Origin of the sequence: Nonomuraea sediminis (assembly GCF_018531495.1) — a bacterium.
Taxonomy (GTDB): domain Bacteria; phylum Actinomycetota; class Actinomycetes; order Streptosporangiales; family Streptosporangiaceae; genus Nonomuraea; species Nonomuraea sediminis.
On record NZ_JAHDTI010000022.1, the window covers coordinates 117,381 to 134,888 of the forward strand.

Annotated in this window: 16 protein-coding genes; 15 read left to right on the forward strand and 1 reads right to left on the reverse strand. The window is 68.4% G+C overall.

Translation table 11 applies throughout. The features are described 5' to 3' along the window. The 14 genes from KIK09_RS53415 (at position 1) to KIK09_RS53480 (ending at position 15,799) form a co-directional block, all read left to right on the forward strand. Positions 1-552, forward strand: coding sequence for a NuoB/complex I 20 kDa subunit family protein (locus tag KIK09_RS53415; protein WP_214327306.1), 552 nt, complete (start codon positions 1-3; stop codon positions 550-552). After that, positions 549-1,250, forward strand: coding sequence for an NADH-quinone oxidoreductase subunit C (locus tag KIK09_RS53420; protein ID WP_214327307.1), 702 nt, complete (start codon positions 549-551; stop codon positions 1,248-1,250). The genes KIK09_RS53415 and KIK09_RS53420 overlap by 4 nt, the downstream gene beginning before the upstream one ends. Beyond that, a complete protein-coding gene (locus KIK09_RS53425; protein ID WP_214327308.1) occupies positions 1,247-2,572 on the forward strand; it encodes an NADH-quinone oxidoreductase subunit D in 1,326 nt (441 codons plus the stop codon). The genes KIK09_RS53420 and KIK09_RS53425 overlap by 4 nt, the downstream gene beginning before the upstream one ends. Then, positions 2,569-3,225, forward strand: a complete 657-nt coding sequence (gene nuoE / locus KIK09_RS53430) for an NADH-quinone oxidoreductase subunit NuoE (protein WP_214327309.1) — start codon at positions 2,569-2,571, stop codon at positions 3,223-3,225. The genes KIK09_RS53425 and nuoE overlap by 4 nt, the downstream gene beginning before the upstream one ends. Then, a complete protein-coding gene (gene nuoF, locus KIK09_RS53435; RefSeq protein ID WP_214327310.1) occupies positions 3,222-4,508 on the forward strand; it encodes an NADH-quinone oxidoreductase subunit NuoF in 1,287 nt (428 codons plus the stop codon). Before nuoE ends, nuoF begins: the two co-directional genes overlap by 4 nt. Next, positions 4,505-6,880: an NADH-quinone oxidoreductase subunit G gene (locus tag KIK09_RS53440; protein WP_214327311.1), complete on the forward strand. Its 2,376-nt coding sequence runs from the start codon at positions 4,505-4,507 to the stop codon at positions 6,878-6,880. The genes nuoF and KIK09_RS53440 overlap by 4 nt, the downstream gene beginning before the upstream one ends. Beyond that, the gene (nuoH, locus tag KIK09_RS53445; RefSeq protein ID WP_214327312.1) at positions 6,877-8,193 is read left to right on the forward strand and encodes an NADH-quinone oxidoreductase subunit NuoH; all 1,317 of its coding nucleotides are present in this window, start codon (positions 6,877-6,879) and stop codon (positions 8,191-8,193) included. The genes KIK09_RS53440 and nuoH overlap by 4 nt, the downstream gene beginning before the upstream one ends. Then, the gene (gene nuoI, locus KIK09_RS53450; protein ID WP_214327313.1) at positions 8,180-8,695 is read left to right on the forward strand and encodes an NADH-quinone oxidoreductase subunit NuoI; all 516 of its coding nucleotides are present in this window, start codon (positions 8,180-8,182) and stop codon (positions 8,693-8,695) included. The genes nuoH and nuoI overlap by 14 nt, the downstream gene beginning before the upstream one ends. Beyond that, positions 8,688-9,452: an NADH-quinone oxidoreductase subunit J gene (locus tag KIK09_RS53455; RefSeq protein ID WP_214327314.1), complete on the forward strand. Its 765-nt coding sequence runs from the start codon at positions 8,688-8,690 to the stop codon at positions 9,450-9,452. Before nuoI ends, KIK09_RS53455 begins: the two co-directional genes overlap by 8 nt. Continuing rightward, a complete protein-coding gene (gene nuoK / locus KIK09_RS53460; RefSeq protein WP_214327315.1) occupies positions 9,449-9,745 on the forward strand; it encodes an NADH-quinone oxidoreductase subunit NuoK in 297 nt (98 codons plus the stop codon). The genes KIK09_RS53455 and nuoK overlap by 4 nt, the downstream gene beginning before the upstream one ends. A gap of 70 nt (positions 9,746-9,815) precedes the next feature. Beyond that, on the forward strand, positions 9,816-11,660 hold the full coding sequence (nuoL, locus tag KIK09_RS53465; protein ID WP_214327333.1) for an NADH-quinone oxidoreductase subunit L: 1,845 nt from the start codon (positions 9,816-9,818) through the stop codon (positions 11,658-11,660). Beyond that, positions 11,660-13,219 carry an NADH-quinone oxidoreductase subunit M gene (locus KIK09_RS53470; RefSeq protein WP_214327316.1) on the forward strand — a complete coding sequence of 520 codons (1,560 nt, stop codon included), beginning with the start codon at positions 11,660-11,662 and terminating at the stop codon, positions 13,217-13,219. Before nuoL ends, KIK09_RS53470 begins: the two co-directional genes overlap by 1 nt. Before the next feature lie 44 nt (positions 13,220-13,263). Then, the gene (nuoN, locus tag KIK09_RS53475) at positions 13,264-14,799 is read left to right on the forward strand and encodes an NADH-quinone oxidoreductase subunit NuoN (protein WP_250575306.1); all 1,536 of its coding nucleotides are present in this window, start codon (positions 13,264-13,266) and stop codon (positions 14,797-14,799) included. 10 nt (positions 14,800-14,809) lie between these two features. Further along, positions 14,810-15,799 carry a polyprenyl synthetase family protein gene (locus KIK09_RS53480; protein ID WP_214327318.1) on the forward strand — a complete coding sequence of 330 codons (990 nt, stop codon included), beginning with the start codon at positions 14,810-14,812 and terminating at the stop codon, positions 15,797-15,799. Here the strand turns inward: KIK09_RS53480 and rarD are convergent. Further along, positions 15,775-16,704 (reverse strand): EamA family transporter RarD, encoded by a 930-nt coding sequence (gene rarD, locus KIK09_RS53485; protein WP_214327319.1) that lies wholly within the window; start codon positions 16,702-16,704, stop codon positions 15,775-15,777. The genes KIK09_RS53480 and rarD overlap by 25 nt on opposite strands. A 122-nt stretch (positions 16,705-16,826) precedes the next feature. Between rarD and msrA the strand changes: the two genes are divergently transcribed. Then, on the forward strand, positions 16,827-17,480 hold the full coding sequence (msrA, locus tag KIK09_RS53490; protein ID WP_214327320.1) for a peptide-methionine (S)-S-oxide reductase MsrA: 654 nt from the start codon (positions 16,827-16,829) through the stop codon (positions 17,478-17,480). Positions 17,481-17,508 lie beyond the last annotated feature (28 nt).

Here is a 17,508-nt window from a genome sequence, read left to right on the forward strand (position 1 = left end):
ATGGGACTTGAAGAGAAACTCCCCAGTGGGTTCATCCTCACCACGGTCGAGCAGGCCGCGGGCTGGGCGCGCAAGAACTCGGTGTGGCCGGCGACCTTCGGCCTGGCATGTTGCGCCATCGAGCTGATGGCCACCGGTGGCCCCCACTACGACCTGGCGCGCTTCGGCATGGAGCGCGCTTCGGCGTCTCCTCGCCAGGCCGACCTGATGATCGTCGCCGGCCGCGTGTCGCAGAAGATGGCGCCGGTGCTGCGCCAGATCTACGACCAGATGGCCGAGCCCAAGTGGGTCATCTCGATGGGCGTGTGCGCCTCCAGCGGCGGCATGTTCAACAACTACGCCATCGTGCAGGGCGTGGACCACATCGTCCCGGTCGACGTCTACCTGCCCGGCTGCCCGCCGCGGCCGGAGATGCTGATCGACTCGATCGTGAAGCTGCACGACAAGATTCAGAACATGAAGTTCGGCGCCCACCGCGCCAAGCAGATCGAGGAGCTCGAACTGCAGGCGCTGCGCTCGCTTCCGCTGATCGACCAGGGGGCGGCCAAGTGACCTCGCCTGACAATCTGCCCGACACTCCGGATGCCGGCGTGCCCGACAAGGCGGTGCCGGCCGTACCCGAGCCTCCTGTCGCGCGGCACGGCATGTTCGGCGCGCACGACTCGGGCGACACCTCCGGGTACGGCGGGCTGGTCGTGCGCCGGGCGCCGGAGCTGGCCACGCCGCGGCCGTACGGCGGCTACTTCGACGAGCTGGTCGACACCCTGGCCCTCGACGACGCCATCGAGCGCGTCGTCGTCGACAGGGGCGAGCTGACCCTGCACGTCAAGCGCGAGCGCCTGGTCGAGGTCTGCGGGAAGCTGCGCGACGAGCCGGCCCTGCGCTTCGAGATGTGCCTGGGCGTCTCCGGCGTGCACTACCCGCACCTGCAGGGCGAGGAGCTGCACTCGGTCATCCACCTGCTCTCGATCACCCACAACCGCCGGGTGCGCGTCGAGACCAGCTGCCCGGACACCGACCCGCACATCCCCTCGACCGTCGGCGTCTACCCGACCAACGACTGGCACGAGCGCGAGGCCTACGACTTCTTCGGCATCGTCTACGACGGCCACCCCGCGCTGACCAGGATCATGATGCCGGACGACTGGGACGGCCACCCGCAGCGCAAGGACTACCCGCTGGGTGGCATCCCGGTCGAGTACCGCGGCGCCACCATCCCCGCGCCGGACGAGAGGAGGTCGTACTCATGACCACTGGCTACGACGAGGCGACCGAGGGCAAGGTCTACTCCGTCACCGGCGCCGACTGGGACCAGGTCGTCAGCAGCGTGCGCGACACCGAGGAAGAGCGCCTGGTCGTCAACATGGGCCCGCAGCACCCGTCCACGCACGGCGTGCTCCGCCTGGTGCTCACGCTCGACGGCGAGACGGTCACCGAGGCCCGCAGCGTCATCGGCTACCTGCACACGGGCATCGAGAAGAACCTGGAGTTCCGCACCTGGACCCAGGGCACGACGTTCGTGACCCGGATGGACTACCTGTCGCCGATCTTCAACGAGACGGCCTACTGCCTCGGTGTGGAGAAGCTGCTCGGCATCGAGGACAAGGTGCCGGCCAGGGCCCAGGCCATCCGCGTGATGATGATGGAGCTCAACCGCATCTCCTCGCACCTGGTCGCGATGGGCACGTTCGGCATGGAGCTGGGCGCGACCACGCCGTTCCTGTTCGGCTACCGCGACCGCGAGCTGGTCATGGACCTGTTCGAGTACATCACCGGCCTGCGCATGAACCACGCCTACGTACGGCCGGGCGGCGTGAGCGTCGACCTGCCCGCGGGCGCGGTCGACAAGGTGGGCGAGTTCCTCAAGGTGATGCCCAAGCGGATCAAGGACATCCGCAAGCTCCTGGACGAGAACCCCGTCTACGTGCGCCGCACCAGGGACGTGGCCTACCTCGACCTGACGGGCTGCATGGCGCTCGGCGTCACCGGCCCGATCCTGCGCGCCGCCGGCCTGCCGTGGGACCTGCGCAAGTCGCAGCCCTACTGCGGCTACGAGGACTACGAGTTCGACGTGCCGACCCAGCGCGGCTGCGACGTGTACTCCCGCTATCTCGTCCGCATGGCCGAGATGGAGGAGTCCCTCAAGATCATCGAGCAGGCGCTCGACAAGCTCGCCGGACCGCTCAAGGGCGAGCCGGTGATGGTCGAGGACAAGAAGATCGGCTGGCCCGCGCAGCTCGCGCTGGGCCCCGACGGCTTCGGAAACTCGCCCGACCACATCGCGCACATCATGGGCAGCTCCATGGAGGCCCTCATCCACCACTTCAAGCTGGTGACCGAGGGCTTCAGGGTGCCGGCCGGCCAGGCCTACGCCTCCATCGAGTCGCCGAAGGGCGAGCTGGGCGCGCACGTCGTCTCCGACGGCGGCACCCGGCCCTATCGCGTGCACTTCCGCGAGCCGTCCTTCGTGAACCTGCAGAGCTTCCCCGCGATGGCGGAGGGCGGCCAGGTCGCCGACGTGATCGCCGCGGTGGCTTCAATCGACCCTGTCATGGGAGGTGTTGACCGGTGACGTACGAACCGGAGGTCCGGGAGCGTCTCGAGAGGGACGCCAAGGAGATCATCGGGCGCTACCCGAAGACCCGGTCGGCGCTGCTGCCTCTGCTGCACCTGGTGCAGTCGGAGGACGGGTACGTCTCCGACGACGGTCAGGAGTTCTGCGCCGAGATGCTGGGCCTGAGCAAGGCCGAGGTGGTGGGCGTCGCGACGTTCTACACCATGTACAAGCGCAAGCCGGCCGGCGAGTACCACGTGGGCGTCTGCATCAACTCGCTGTGCGCGGTGATGGGCGGCGACGAGATCTGGGACGAGCTGTCGGAGCACGTCGGCGTCGGCCACGAGGAGGCGACCGCCGACGGCAAGGTCTCGCTCGAGCGCATCGAGTGCAACGCGGCCTGCGACTTCGCCCCCGTGATGATGGTCAACTGGGAGTTCTTCGACAACCAGACCCCCGAGTCGGCCAAGCAGCTCGTGGACGACCTGCGTGACGGCAAGGACGTGCGGCCGACCCGCGGCCCCAAGCGCCTGTGCACGTTCAAGGAGGCCTCGCGGGTGCTCTCCGGCCTGCCGGACGACCTGGCGGGCGACGGCCCCTCGGCCGCCGGCCCGTCGCTCGAGGGCCTGAAGCTCGCCAAGGCCAACGGATGGAAGGCACCGGAAGCGTGACGACTCTTACCCCGGTCCTGACCGCCAACTGGGACCAGCCGAACTCCTTCACCCTGGAGGGCTACGGCGAGTACAGCGCGGCCCGCCAGGCGCTGGGCATGGACCCCGACGCCGTCATCCAGGCCGTCAAGGACTCCGGTCTGCGCGGCCGCGGCGGCGCGGGCTTCCCCACCGGCATGAAGTGGGGCTTCATCCCGCAGGGCGACGGCAAGCCGCACTACCTCGTCGTCAACGCCGACGAGTCGGAGCCGGGCACCTGCAAGGACATCCCGCTGATGATGGCCAACCCGCACGCGCTGGTCGAGGGCATCATCATCACCTCGTACGCGATCAGGGCCAACCACGCCTTCATCTACGTCCGCGGCGAGGTGCTGCACGTCATCCGGCGGCTGCACGCGGCCGTGCGCGAGGCCTACGAGAAGGGCTACCTCGGCAAGGACGTCTTCGGCTCCGGCTACGACCTCGAACTGGTCGTGCACAGCGGCGCCGGCGCCTACATCTGCGGCGAGGAGACGGCGCTGCTCGACTCGCTGGAGGGCTTCAGAGGTCAACCGCGACTCAAGCCCCCCTTCCCCGCCGTGGCAGGCCTGTACGCCTCGCCCACTGTGGTGAACAACGTGGAGTCGATCGCCAGTGTTCCCTCGATCATCGCCAACGGCGCCGAGTGGTTCGCCGGGATGGGCACCGAGAAGTCCAAGGGCTTCGGCATCTTCTCGCTGAGCGGCCACGTCACCCGGCCGGGCCAGTACGAGGCGCCGCTGGGCATCACGCTGCGCGAGCTGCTCGACATGGCCGGCGGCATCCGCGCGGGACACGAGATCAAGTTCTGGACCCCGGGCGGCTCCTCCACGCCGATCTTCACCGACGAGCACCTGGACGTGCCGCTCGACTTCGAGGCGGTCGGCGCCAAGGGCTCGATGCTCGGCACCCGGGCCCTGCAGATCTTCGACGACACGACCTGCGTCGTGCGGACCGTGCTGCGCTGGACCGAGTTCTACGCGCACGAGTCCTGCGGCAAGTGCACGCCGTGCCGCGAGGGCACCTACTGGCTCAAGCAGGTGCTCAAGCGCCTGGAGAAGGGCCAGGGCACCGAGGAGGACCTGTCGACGATCACCGACATCGCCGACAACATCCTCGGCCGGTCCTTCTGCGCCCTGGGCGACGGCGCCACCAGCCCGATCCACTCCTCGGTGAAGTACTTCCGCGAGGAGTACCTCAAGCACTTCGAGATCGGCGGCTGCCCGTTCGACGCGAAGAAGTCCACTCTCTGGGGTGACCAGTGACCGTAGTAGAGACAGAGACGAACCTGGTGACCCTCACGATCGACGGGTTCCAGGTGAGCGTGCCCAAGGGCACGCTGATCATCCGCGCGGCCGAGCTGCTGGGGATCCAGATCCCCCGCTTCTGCGACCACCCGCTGCTCGACCCGGCGGCCAACTGCCGCCAGTGCCTGGTCGACATCCCCGACGCCGGCAACGGCCGCGGCTTCCCCAAGCCGCAGCCGTCCTGCGCGATCGACGTCGCCGAGGGCATGGTGGTGCAGACGCAGCTCACCTCGCCGGTCGCCGAGAAGGCGCAGCGCGCGGCGATGGAGTTCCTGCTGCTCAACCACCCGCTCGACTGCCCGGTCTGCGACAAGGGCGGCGAGTGCCCCCTGCAGAACCAGGCCATGTCGAACGGCAGGGGCGAGTCCAGGTTCCAGGAGACCAAGCGCACCTTCCCCAAGCCGCTCCCGCTGTCGACGCAGGTGCTGCTCGACCGCGAGCGCTGCGTGCAGTGCGCCAGGTGCATCCGCTTCTCCGACCAGATCGCCGGTGACCCGTTCATCGAGTTCTTCGAGCGCGGGGCCAAGGAGCAGGTGGGCGTCGCCGACGGCGAGCCGTTCCAGTCCTACTTCGCGGGCAACACCATCCAGATCTGCCCGGTGGGAGCGCTCACCGGCGCCGCCTACCGCTTCCGCGCCCGCCCGTTCGACCTGGTGTCGACGCCCAGCGCGTGCGAGCACTGCGCGGCCGGCTGCGACTTGCGCACCGACCACCGGCGCGGCCGGGTCACCCGCCGCCTGGCGGGTAACGACCCGAAGGTCAACGAGGAGTGGAACTGCGACAAGGGCCGCTGGGCGTTCACCTACGCCACGCAGCCCGACCGCCTGCAGACTCCGCTGGTCCGCAACGAGGAGGGCGTGCTGGTGCCGGCCTCCTGGCCGGAGGCGCTGAGCGTGGCCGCCGAGGGGCTGGCCAAGGCCCGCGGCAAGGCCGGCGTGCTGGTCGGTGGCAGGCTCACGGTCGAGGACGCCTACGCCTACGCCAAGTTCGCCCGCATCGCGCTCGGCACCAACGACATCGACTTCCGCGCCCGCCCGCACTCGGCCGAGGAGACCCAGTTCCTCGCCCACGCGGTCGCCGGCAAGGGCATCGAGGTCTCCTACACCGACCTCGAGACCGCCCCCGCCGTCCTCCTGGTGGGCTTCGAGCCCGAGGAGGAGTCGCCGATCGTGTTCCTGCGCCTGCGCAAGGCCTGGCGCAAGCACGGTCTCAAGGTCAGCGCGATCGCGCCGTTCGCCACCAAGGGCCTGGAGAAGGTGGGCGGCACGCTCATCCGCACCGCCCCCGGCGGCGAGGCCGACGCGATCGGCGAGCTGGTCGGCTCGCTGGCCGAAGGCACGGTCATCCTGGCCGGTGAGCGGCTGGCCGCCGTCCCCGGCGCCCTGTCCGCCCTGGTACGGCTGAGCGCCGCGTCGGGAGCCAAGCTCGCCTGGATCCCGCGCAGGGCGGGCGAGCGCGGCGCCGTCGAGGCCGGCGCGCTGCCGAACCTGCTGCCGATCGGGCGCCCGGTCAGCGACGAGACCGCCAGGGCCGAGGTCGCTCGCGCCTGGAACGTCTCCTCGCTGCCCGACACCCCGGGCCGCGACATCACCGCCATCCTGGCCGGAGCCCGCGACGGCGACCTCGACGCGCTGGTCGTCGCCGGTGTCGACCCCTACGACCTGCCCGACCCGCGGGCCGCGCTGGACGCGCTGGAGAACACGCCGTTCATCGTCAGCCTGGAGATCAGGGCCAGCGCCGTCACCGACAGGGCCGACGTGGTCCTGCCGGTCGCCGCGGTCGCCGAGAAGAGCGGCACCTTCGTCAACTGGGAGGGCCGCGGCCGCACGTTCGACGCGCCGCTGCGCGTCCCCGGCCTGCAGGGTGACCTGGCCGTCATCGGCAACCTGGCCGACAGGATGGACGTCCACCTGGCCCTGCCGGACGCCAAGGCCGCCCGCCGCGAGCTGAGCGAGATCGGCGGCTGGCGCGGGGCCCGCGTGGCCGCGCCGCAGACCGCCACCCGCTCGCTGTCCGCCCCGATGTCGGGCGAGGCACAGCTGGCCAGCTGGCACCTGCTGCTGGACGAGGGCCGCATGCAGGACGGCGAGCCGTACCTCGCGGGCACCGCCCGCGCCGCCGAGGCCCTGCTGTCGGAAAGCACGGCGGCCGAGATCGGTGTCTCCGACGGCGACAAGGTCGTCGTCGGCGGTACCGTAACGCTGCCCGTCCGCGTCGCCGACCTGCCCGACAGGGTGGTCTGGGTGCCCGCGAACTCCGGCGGCTGCTCGGTCACCCGCGACCTCGGCGCGGTGGCCGGCGACATCGTCACGATCGGGAGCGCCTCATGATCCACGTTCTCGCGGCCGATCCGACCCTCGCCGACTTCGGCAAGGATCCTCTCTGGATCACGATCATCAAGGCCGTGATGCTCTTCGTCTTCCTGATGCTGGGCGTCCTGTTCGGCGTCTGGTACGAGCGCAAGCTCATCTCCTGGATGCAGAACCGCGTCGGCCCCAACCGGGCGGGCAAGTTCGGCCTGCTGCAATCGGTGGCCGACGGACTGAAGATGGGCCTGAAGGAGGACCTCTTCCCGCGGACCGTGGACAAGGTGCTCTACCTGCTGGCCCCGATCATCATGGTCGTGCCGGCCTTCCTGGCCTTCTCGATCATCCCGTTCGCCGGAATGGTCAACCTGTTCGGCGTCACCACGCCGCTGCAGCTGGTCGACCTGCCCGTGGCGGTGCTGTTCATGCTGGCCATGGGCGCCGTCTCCGTCTACGGCGTGGTGGTGGCCGGGTGGTCGTCCCGCTCGCCGTACGCGCTGCTGGGTGGACTGAGGTCGGCGGCGCAGGTCGTGTCCTACGAGATCGCGATGGGCCTGTCGTTCGTGGCGGTCTTCATCTTCGCCGGGACGCTGTCGACCTCGGAGATCGTGCACGCCCAGAGTTCGCTCTGGTACGTGGTGATGCTGATTCCGTCGTTCCTCGTCTACGTGATCTGCATGTTCGGCGAGGCGGCGCGCATCCCGTTCGACCTGCCCGAGGGCGAGGGCGAGCTGGTCGGCGGCTTCCAGACCGAGTACTCCTCCTCGCTGAAGTTCGCGCTCATCATGATGGGCGAGTACCTGCACACCTTCACCGCCTCGGCCATCGCGGTCACGCTGTTCCTGGGCGGCTGGCGGGCGCCCTGGCCCATCTCGCTGTGGGAGGGCGCCAACCAGGGCTGGTGGCCGGTGCTCTGGTTCTTCATCAAGTTCGTGCTGACCTTCAGCTTCATCGTCTGGGTGCGCGCCTCGCTGCCGCGGGTGCGCTACGACCAGCTGATGTCGCTGGGCTGGAAGGTACTGATCCCGGTCAACCTGGCGTGGATCCTGCTCGTCGCGGCCGTGCGCACGGTCACCCTCACCAGGAGCGGTGAGTTCCCCGGCAGCACGGGCGTGGCCATCGCGCTCGGCGTGATCACCGTCGTCGGCGTGCTGGCCATCTGGCTCAGGTTCGACACCGTGAACCAGCGTCAGAGGGAAGCGAAGAAGGCACAGGCCGAGGCCGAGTTCGAAGAGCTCGCCGCCGAGCCGACCGCGGGCGGGTTCCCCGTTCCGCCGCTCGATCTGCCGCACTACCACGGGGTGCAGCGCAAGGAGGTTCCCAGTGGGACTAACTGATTGGCTGAACCCGGTCAAGGGGTTCGGCGTCACCTTCCATACGATCTTCAAGCCTCGGGCGACCACGATGTACCCCGAGGTGAAGAGGCCGACCGCGCCGCGCTTCCACGGCCGTCACCAGCTCAACCGCTGGCCCGACGGGCTGGAGAAGTGCGTCGGGTGCGAGCTGTGCGCCTGGGCGTGTCCCGCCGACGCGATCTACGTCGAGGGCGCGGACAACACCGACGAGGAGCGTTTCTCCCCGGGCGAGCGTTACGGCCGCACCTACCAGATCAACTACTTGCGGTGCATCCTGTGCGGGCTCTGCATCGAGGCCTGCCCGACTCGCGCGCTCACCATGACGAACGAGTACGAGCTGGCCGACTACAACCGCGAGAGCCTGATCTACACCAAGGAGATGCTGCTCGCCCCGCTCACGCAGGGCATGGAGCAGCCTCCGCACCCGATGCGCCTCGGCGAGACCGAGGAGGACTACTACCGGTTGGGACGGACCAATGGGTGAGCAGGTCACTTTCTGGGTGCTCGCCGTCGTCTCCGTAGCCGCCGCGCTCGGGATGGTGTTCAACAGGAAGGCCGTCTACTCGGCGCTGATGCTCGGCACCGTGATGCTGTGCCTGGCGGTCCTGTACGCCGTGCAGAACGCGCCGTTCCTGGCCGCGGTGCAGATCATCGTCTACACCGGCGCCGTCATGATGCTGTTCCTGTTCGTGCTCATGCTGGTCGGCGTCGACTCCTCGGACTCGTTCGTGGAGACGCTGCGCGCCCAGCGGTTCTGGGGCACGATCGCCGCCGTCGGCTTCGGGGTGCTGTTCATCCTGGCCGTCGGCAATGCGGTGTTCTCCACTCCCGTGGGGCTGGCCGGTGCCATCGGGCAGGGCGGTTACATCCGCACGCTGGCGCTGCTGCTGTTCACGAAGTACGTCTTCGCCTTCGAGATCACCTCGGCGCTGCTGATCACCGCCGCGCTCGGCGCGATGGTGCTCGCGCACCGCGAGCGGCTCACGGCCAAGGCGACGCAGAAGGACCTGGCCCGCGCCCGCTTCCTGGGCGACCAGCCCTCGCCGCTGCCCGGGCCTGGCACCTACGCCAGGAGCAACGCCATCGACATGCCGGCCCTGCTGCCGGACGGCACGGTCTCGGAGAAGTCGGTCAACCGCTACATCGCGCGGTTCGACGTCGAGAAGGACCACCTGCCTGCCGACCCGAAGCTCGCCGAGGCCGTCAAGCACGTCGCCGAGATCGAGGAGGAGGCCAAATGACCACGCAGTACCTCATCCTCTCCGGGGTGCTGTTCGCCATCGGCGCGCTGGGCGTGCTGATCAGGCGTAACGCGATCGTGGTGTTCATGTGCGTGGAGCTCATGCTCAACGCCTGCAACCTTGCGTTCGTCACGTTCTCCCAGCAGAACGGCAACCTGGAGGGCCAGATCATCGCGTTCTTCGTGATGGTCGTGGCCGCGGCCGAGGTCGTCGTGGGCCTGGCCATCATCGTGACGATCTTCCGAACCCGCAGGTCGGCGTCCGTGGACGACGCCAACCTGCTGAAGTACTAAGAGGTGACTGGTGGAACCTGTAGGGATTCTCCAGAACACCGCCGGCGGCGTCATCGGGGTCTCATGGCTGATGATCGCCTTCCCCTTGCTCGGTGCGGCGATCCTGCTGTGCCTGGGGAAGATGACCAACCGGTGGGGCCATCTGCTTGGCGTGGTCATGTCGCTCGCCTCGTTCGTCGTGGCGGTGCTGGCTTTCTTCGAGCTCATCGGACTCGGTGAGAACCAGCGTCGGCAGGCGGTCGAGCTCTACGACTTCATCCCCGGCATGGTCAAGATGGGGCTGCTCGTCGATCCGCTGTCGATCAGCTTCGCGCTGCTGATCACGGGTGTGGGTTCGCTGATCCACATCTACTCGATCGGCTACATGTCGCACGACCCCGACCGGCGCAGGTTCTTCGGCTACCTGAACCTGTTCGTCGCCGCGATGCTCCTGCTGGTGCTGGCCGACAACTACGTCGGGCTGTTCATCGGCTGGGAGGGCGTGGGTCTGGCCTCCTACCTGCTCATCGGCTTCTGGCAGTTCAAGCCGTCGGCGGCCGTGGCGGCCAAGAAGGCCTTCGTGGTCAACCGCGTCGGTGACTTCGGCCTGCTGGTCGGCATGTTCGTGATCTGGACCTCGTTCGGCACGCTGACCTTCGCCCAGCTGGGCGAGAAGGTCAGCGGCGTGCAGAACGGCGTCACGCTGGCCATCGGCCTGCTGCTGCTCCTCGGCGCCTGCGGCAAGTCGGCCCAGCTGCCGCTGCAGTCCTGGCTCCTGGACGCGATGGAGGGCCCGACCCCGGTCTCGGCCCTGATCCACGCCGCGACCATGGTGACCGCGGGCGTCTACCTGGTGGTCCGCTCGGGGTCGTTCTTCTTCCCCGAGGGCTCCGGCGCCGCGCTCGCCGTCGCGATCGTCGGCGCGGCCACGCTGCTGGCCGGTGCCATCATCGGTACCGCCAAGGACGACATCAAGAAGGGCCTGGCCGGTTCGACGATGTCGCAGATCGGCTACATGATGCTGGGCGCGGGCATGGGCCCGGCCGGCTACGCCTTCGCGATCGGTCACCTGATCACGCACGGCTTCTTCAAGGCCGACCTGTTCCTCGGTGCCGGCTCCGTCATGCACGGCATGAACGACGAGGTCGACATGCGCAAGTACGGCGGGCTGCGCGCGTTCATGCCGCTCACGTTCTGGACGTTCTTCGTCGGCTACCTGGCGATCATCGGTTTCCCGCTGCTGTCCGGCTACTTCACCAAGGACGGCATCATCGACACCGCGGTCGAGCTCAACCCGACCCTGGGCTGGCTGGCGGTGCTCGGCGCCGGCATCACCGGCTTCTACATGTCGCGGATGGTCTTCATGACCTTCTTCGGCCAGAAGCGGTGGGCCGAGGACGCGCACCCGCACGAGTCGCCGAAGGTCATGACCGTGCCGCTGATCATCCTGTCGATCGGGTCGATCTTCCTGGGTGGTTACCTCATCCTGAGCAACAGGCTGATGCTGTTCCTCGCCCCGGCCGTCGGCCGTCCGGCGGAGCTCCCGTCGTTCCACTTCGCGAGCACGCCCGGTCTGGTGACGCTGGCTCTGGTGGCCGTCGGTGCCGCTTTCGCCTGGGTCAAGTACGGCAGGGCCGAGGTGCCCGCGGTCGCGCCGCGCGGCAACTTCCTCACCGTGTTCGCCCGGCGTGACCTGTACGGCGACGCCATCAACGAGTCGCTGTTCATGCGCCCCGGCCAGTGGCTGACCCGCCTGGCCGTCTTCTTCGACAACCGTGGTGTCGACGGCGTGGTCAACGGCGTCGCCGCGGGCATCGGCGGCTCCTCGGGCCGCCTGCGGCGGCTCCAGACCGGCTTCGCGCGAACGTACGCGTTGTTCATCCTGATCGGTGCCGCCCTGCTGACCGGCGCCCTGCTCCTCGTTGGGAACATCTGATGTCACCCTGGCTCCCGATACTCATGGCGGTGCCCGTGCTGGGCGCCATCGTGGTGGCCCTGCTCCCAAAGGGCAGTGACAAGCTGGCCAAGCAGCTCACGCTGCTGGTCTCGCTGGTCGTGCTGGTGCTGACCATCGCCATGGCCACCCAGTTCAAGCCCAACGGCGAGCGCTTCCAGTTCACCGCGGTCTACAACTGGATCCCGAGCTTCGGCGTGAAGTTCGGGGTGGGCGCGGACGGCGTCGCGCTGGTGCTGATCGCGCTGTCGGCGGTGCTGGTGCCCATCGTGGTGCTCGCCTCGTGGCACGACGCCGACGGCGTGCAGAGCACCGACGGCACGCTGATCACGCCCAAGCGGTCGGTGAAGACCTACTTCTCGCTGCTGCTCGTGCTGGAAGCGATGATGATCGGCGTCTTCGCGGCGACCGACATCTTCCTCTTCTACGTCTTCTTCGAAGCCATGCTGATCCCGATGTACTTCATGATCGGGTCGTACGGCGGGGCGCAGCGGTCCTACGCGGCCGTCAAGTTCCTGCTCTACTCGCTGTTCGGCGGCCTGCTCATGCTGGTCGCGGTCATCGGGCTGTACGTGCTGGCAGGCAAGGGCACGTTCATGTTCCCCGAGCTGATCGGGGCCATCAAGGACCCGACCACGCAGAAGTGGCTGTTCGGCGGCTTCTTCATCGCCTTCGCCATCAAGGCGCCGCTGTGGCCGGTGCACACCTGGCTGCCCGACGCGGCCGCCCAGGCCCCGGCCGGCGCCGCGGTGCTGCTGGTGGGCGTGCTGGACAAGGTGGGCACGTTCGGGATGCTCCGCTTCTGCCTGGAGCTGTTCCCCGACGCCGCCAAGGCCTTCACGATGCCGGTCGTGGTGCTCGCCGTGATCAGCATCATCTACGGCGCGATCGTGGCCATCGGGCAGACCGACATGAAGCGCCTGATCGCCTACACCTCGATCTCGCACTTCGGGTTCATCGTCATGGGCGTGTTCGCCATGTCGCAGATCTCGCAGGCGGGCGCCACGCTCTACATGGTCAACCACGGCTTCGCCACGGGCGCGCTGTTCCTGGCCGCCGGGTTCCTCATCGCGCGGCGCGGCTCGCCGCACATCGCCGACTACGGCGGCGTGCAGAAGGTCGCCCCGCTGCTCGCGGGTTTCTTCCTGGTCGCCGGTCTGGCCGGCCTGTCGCTGCCGGGGCTGTCGTCCTTCGTCAGCGAGTTCATGGTGATGATCGGCACCTACTCGAGCACCGCCTTCGGTGCCGGGGCGCTCACGGTGGCCGCGGTGATCTCCGCGGTGGCGGTCATCCTGGCCGCCGTCTACATCCTGTGGATGGTGCAGCGGGCCATGAACGGGCCGACGGTCGAGCCGGTCAAGGCGTTCAAGGACCTGAACCTGCGCGAGGTGCTCGTGCTGGCGCCGCTGGTCGCGCTCATCATCGGCTTCGGCTTCTTCCCCAAGCCGCTGCTCGACGTGATCAACCCGGCCGTGACCAAGACGCTGGTCAACGTGCATGTGGACAACCCGGCTATCGCTGAGAAGGGAGCCGGTCAGTGAACACGATCCAGGCGCCGACCATCGAGTACGGCACACTGGCGCCGATGCTGCTGGTCTTCGGCGCGGCCATCATCGGCGTCCTCGTGGAGGCGTTCGCGCCGCGCTACCTGCGCAAGGCGATCCACGTGCCGGTCACGCTGCTGTCGCTGGCCGGGGCGTTCGCCCTGGTGCTGCTGCAGGTGATCAGGGGCGACGTGCCGACCAAGGCGGTCGCCATGGGCGCCGTCGCGGTCGACGGTCCCGCGCTGTTCATCTGGGGCGTCATCCTGGTGCTCTCGTTCGTCTGCGTTCTGATGGTCAACGACGAGGGCCACTTCGTCGCCTCGGCGGCAGCCGTACCCGGCAGCGCCGACGAGGAGGAGGCCGAGACCAGCGGCGGCGCGCACACCGAGATCTACCCGCTGATCCTGTTCGCGGTGGGCGGCATGCTGCTGTTCCCCGCCGCGAACGACCTGCTGACCATGTTCGTGGGCCTCGAGGTCATGTCGCTGCCGCTGTACCTGCTGTGCGGCCTGGCCCGCCGGCGCCGCCTGCTGTCGCAGGAGGCGTCGATGAAGTACTTCCTGCTCGGCGCGTTCTCCTCGGCGTTCTTCCTGTACGGCACGGCCATGGTGTACGGCTACTCCGGCACGGTCAGCCTGGCGGGGATCAGCCAGGCGCTGGCCAAGGGCTCCCTGCTCGACCCGCTGGTCCTGGTCGGCTTCTCGATGCTGGCCGTGGGCCTGCTGTTCAAGATCGGCGCCGCGCCGTTCCAGGCCTGGAAGCCCGACGTCTACCAGGGCGCTCCCACGCCCATCACCGCGCTGATGGCCTCCGGCGTGCTGGTCGCGGCCCTCGGGGCGCTGCTGCGGGTGTTCTGGGTGGCCCTGGGCAACCTGGACTGGGACTGGCGGCCGGTCATCTGGGTCGTCGCCGCGCTCACCATGATCGTCGGTGCGATCCTGGCCATCACGCAGACCGACATCAAGCGGATGCTGGCCTACTCCTCGATCGCGCACGCGGGCTTCCTGCTGATCGGCGTCATGGCCACGTTCGGCAAGGGCTCCCAGAACGCCGCCTCGCTGTCGGCGATCCTGTTCTACCTGGTGGTCTACGGGCTCACCACGGTGGGCGCGTTCGCGGTCGTCACGATGGTGCGCGACCCCGGCGGCGAGGCAGGTCACCTGTCGCGCTGGGCCGGGCTGGGCAAGCGCTCGCCGCTCCTGGCCGGCGTGTTCGCCTTCTTCCTGCTCGCCTTCGCCGGTATCCCGCTCACGAGCGGCTTCTTCGGGAAGTACGCGGTCTTCGCGGCGGCGCTGAGCAGCGGCGCGCAGCCTGGCGACGCGCTGGGCGGCTGGATGACGGGCCTGGTCGTGGTGGGTGTCATCGCCTCGGCCGTGGCGGCGTTCTTCTACGTCCGCGTGATCGTGCTGATGTTCTTCAGCGAACCCGCGGCCGATGGTCCGTCCATCGCGGTGCCCTCTGCGGGTACCGCGGCGGTCATCGCCGTTTCGCTGCTGGTTACGGTAGGAGTGGGGCTTTTCCCGCAGCCCGTACTCGACCTGGCCAACCAGGCCGCTTCTGGCCTGTTCATCAGATAAGGGGATCCGTATGTCCGCGCCACCCGTTGTTGATCTGCCTATCAGGGACGAGCGGTTGGCGCAGGACATCGCCAACGGGCTGGCAGCGGTCGAGAAGCTGCTGCGTTCCTCGGTGGAGAGCGAGGACGCCTTCGTCACAGAGGTGTCCAAGCACGGCATCGAGGCGGGCGGCAAGCGCTTCCGTACATTGATGGTGCTGCTGGCGGCCCAGTTCGGAGACCCGTCCGCGCCCGGCATCGTGCCGGGCGCGGTGGTGATCGAGCTGACCCACCTGGGGTCGCTCTACCACGACGACGTCATGGACGAGGCCGAAGTACGGCGAGGCAGCCCGTCGGCCAACGCCCGCTGGAACAACACGGTGGCCATTCTCACAGGCGACTATCTGTTCGCCCAGGCCTCCGACATCCTGGCCGATCTCGGGGCCGACCTGATCAGGGTCCAGGCGCAGACGTTCTCCCGCCTCGTGCAGGGGCAGATCCACGAAACCGTCGGGGTCCGCGAGGGCGAGGACCCGATCGCGCACTACATCGACGTTCTGGCCGACAAGACGGGCTCGCTCATCGCCGCCTCGGGGCGGTTCGGGGCGATGCTGTCCGGGGCTCCCTCCGACGTCGAGGAGCGGCTCAGCCGGGCGTGTGAGGCGATCGGGGTGGCCTGGCAGCTCGGTGACGACCTGCTCGACGTGGCCTCCACCTCGAGCGAGTCGGGCAAGACGCCCGGCACCGACCTGCGGGAGGGGATCAGGACCCTGCCCGTGCTCTACGCCCTGGCCGAGGATCCCGGGTCCCGGCTGGCCGAACTGCTCGCTGGGCCGGTGGCCGAGGAGGACCTGGAGGAGGCGCTGACGCTGCTGCGGGCGCATCCGGCGATGGGGCGGGCCAGGGCGGAGCTCAACGCGTGGATGGACCGGGCCCGGGACGACCTGGCCGGGTTGCCTGACATCCCGGCCAAGGAGGCTTTCCTGGCCCTGTGCGACTACGTGGTCGAACGCTCCGGCTGATTCCGGATATTTGCCTTTATGGCGGTGCGGGCGGCGTGAGCCGTACGGATGCTGTCGTAGGTGAAGACGGCCAGGGCCAGCCAGACGATCGAGAAGCCGAGCCAGCGGCTGGTGGGCATCGTCTCCTTCGCGATCAGCACCCCGCACAGGAACTGCAGGACCGGCGCGATGTACTGCAGCAGGCCGATCGTGCTGAGCGGGATGCGGATGGCCGAGGCGGTGAAGCACAGCAGCGGCACCGCCGTGACCACGCCCGCGCCCGCCAGCAGCAGCGCGTGCCCGGCGCCTTCATGGCCGAACGTGGACTGCCCGGCCTGCTCGAGGTAGACGAGATAGGCCAGGGCGGGCGCCAGCAGCACCAGCGTCTCGACGGTCAGGCTCTCCGCCGCGCCCACGTTGGCCTTCTTCTTGACCAGGCCGTACAGGCCGAAGCTGACGGCCAGCACCAGCGCGATCCACGGCAGCCGGCCGTAGTCGATGGTCAGGACGAGTACGGCGAGCAGGCCGAAACCCACCGCGACCCACTGCAGCGGGCGCAGCCGCTCGCGCAGCAGGAGCACGCCGAACAGGACGCTGACCAGCGGGTTGATGAAGTAGCCCAGGGCGCTCTCGACGACGTGGTTGCTGTTGACCGCGTAGATGTAGGTGCCCCAGTTGACGCTGACCAGGACCGCGGCCAGCGCCAGCAGGCCCAGCTTCGCCGGCTGTTTGATCAGCTCTCTGAACCATGACCAGTGTCTGCGTACGGCGAGCACCGCCACCACGGCCACCAGCGACCAGGCCATGCGGTGGGCCAGGATCTCGATGGCGCCGGATGGCTTGAGCAGCGGCCAGTAGAGGGGGAACAGGCCCCACATGGCGTAGGCGGCGATGCCGAACAGCACACCGCGTCTCTGGTCAGGCATGTCTTGCATTTTTGCGCATTACCACGGTTAAACACAAACTCGTATTGCTATATGGGATTATTTAGGGCTTCTTAAGTGTTCAGGTGGTTGGTGACATAGACTGTCTCTCCTGGAGGTGGACGATGGGCTGGTTGTTCGGCAACAAGACATCGATGGTCCGGCCTGAGGACGCCCTGCCCGGGCGCGCCACGGCCATCTACACTCCCTCGGGCCACGAGGTCCTGGACGCTCCGCCGTACGTCACCGACGGGCTGGAGATCGCGGACTTCGGACTGGGGTGCTTCTGGGGCGCTGAGCGCAAGTTCTGGCAGACGCCGGGCGTCGTCTCCACGGCGGTCGGCTACCAGGGCGGGTACACGCCCAACCCCACCTACGAGGAGGTCTGCAGCGGCCTCACGGGTCACGCCGAGGTCGTGCGGGTCGTCTACGACCCGGCCAAGGTGTCCTACGAGGAGCTGCTACGCGTCTTCTGGGAGGCGCACGACCCCACCCAGGGTATGCGCCAGGGCAACGACGCCGGCACGCAGTACCGCTCGGCGATCTACTTCCACACCCCCACCCAGGAAAAGTCAGCGATCGCCTCGAGGGACGCCTACCAACGCGTCCTCACCACATCCGGCTACGGCCAGATCACCACCCAGATCGCCCCCGCCCTCGACTTCTACTTCGCGGAGGAGTACCACCAGCAGTACCTTTACCGCAACAAAAACGGCTACTGCGGCATCGGCGGAACGGGCGTGGCCTGTCCGGTGGGTCTGACGTCCGGCGAGGCGTAGACCTGCGTAGACAGCCTGAATCTGGCCC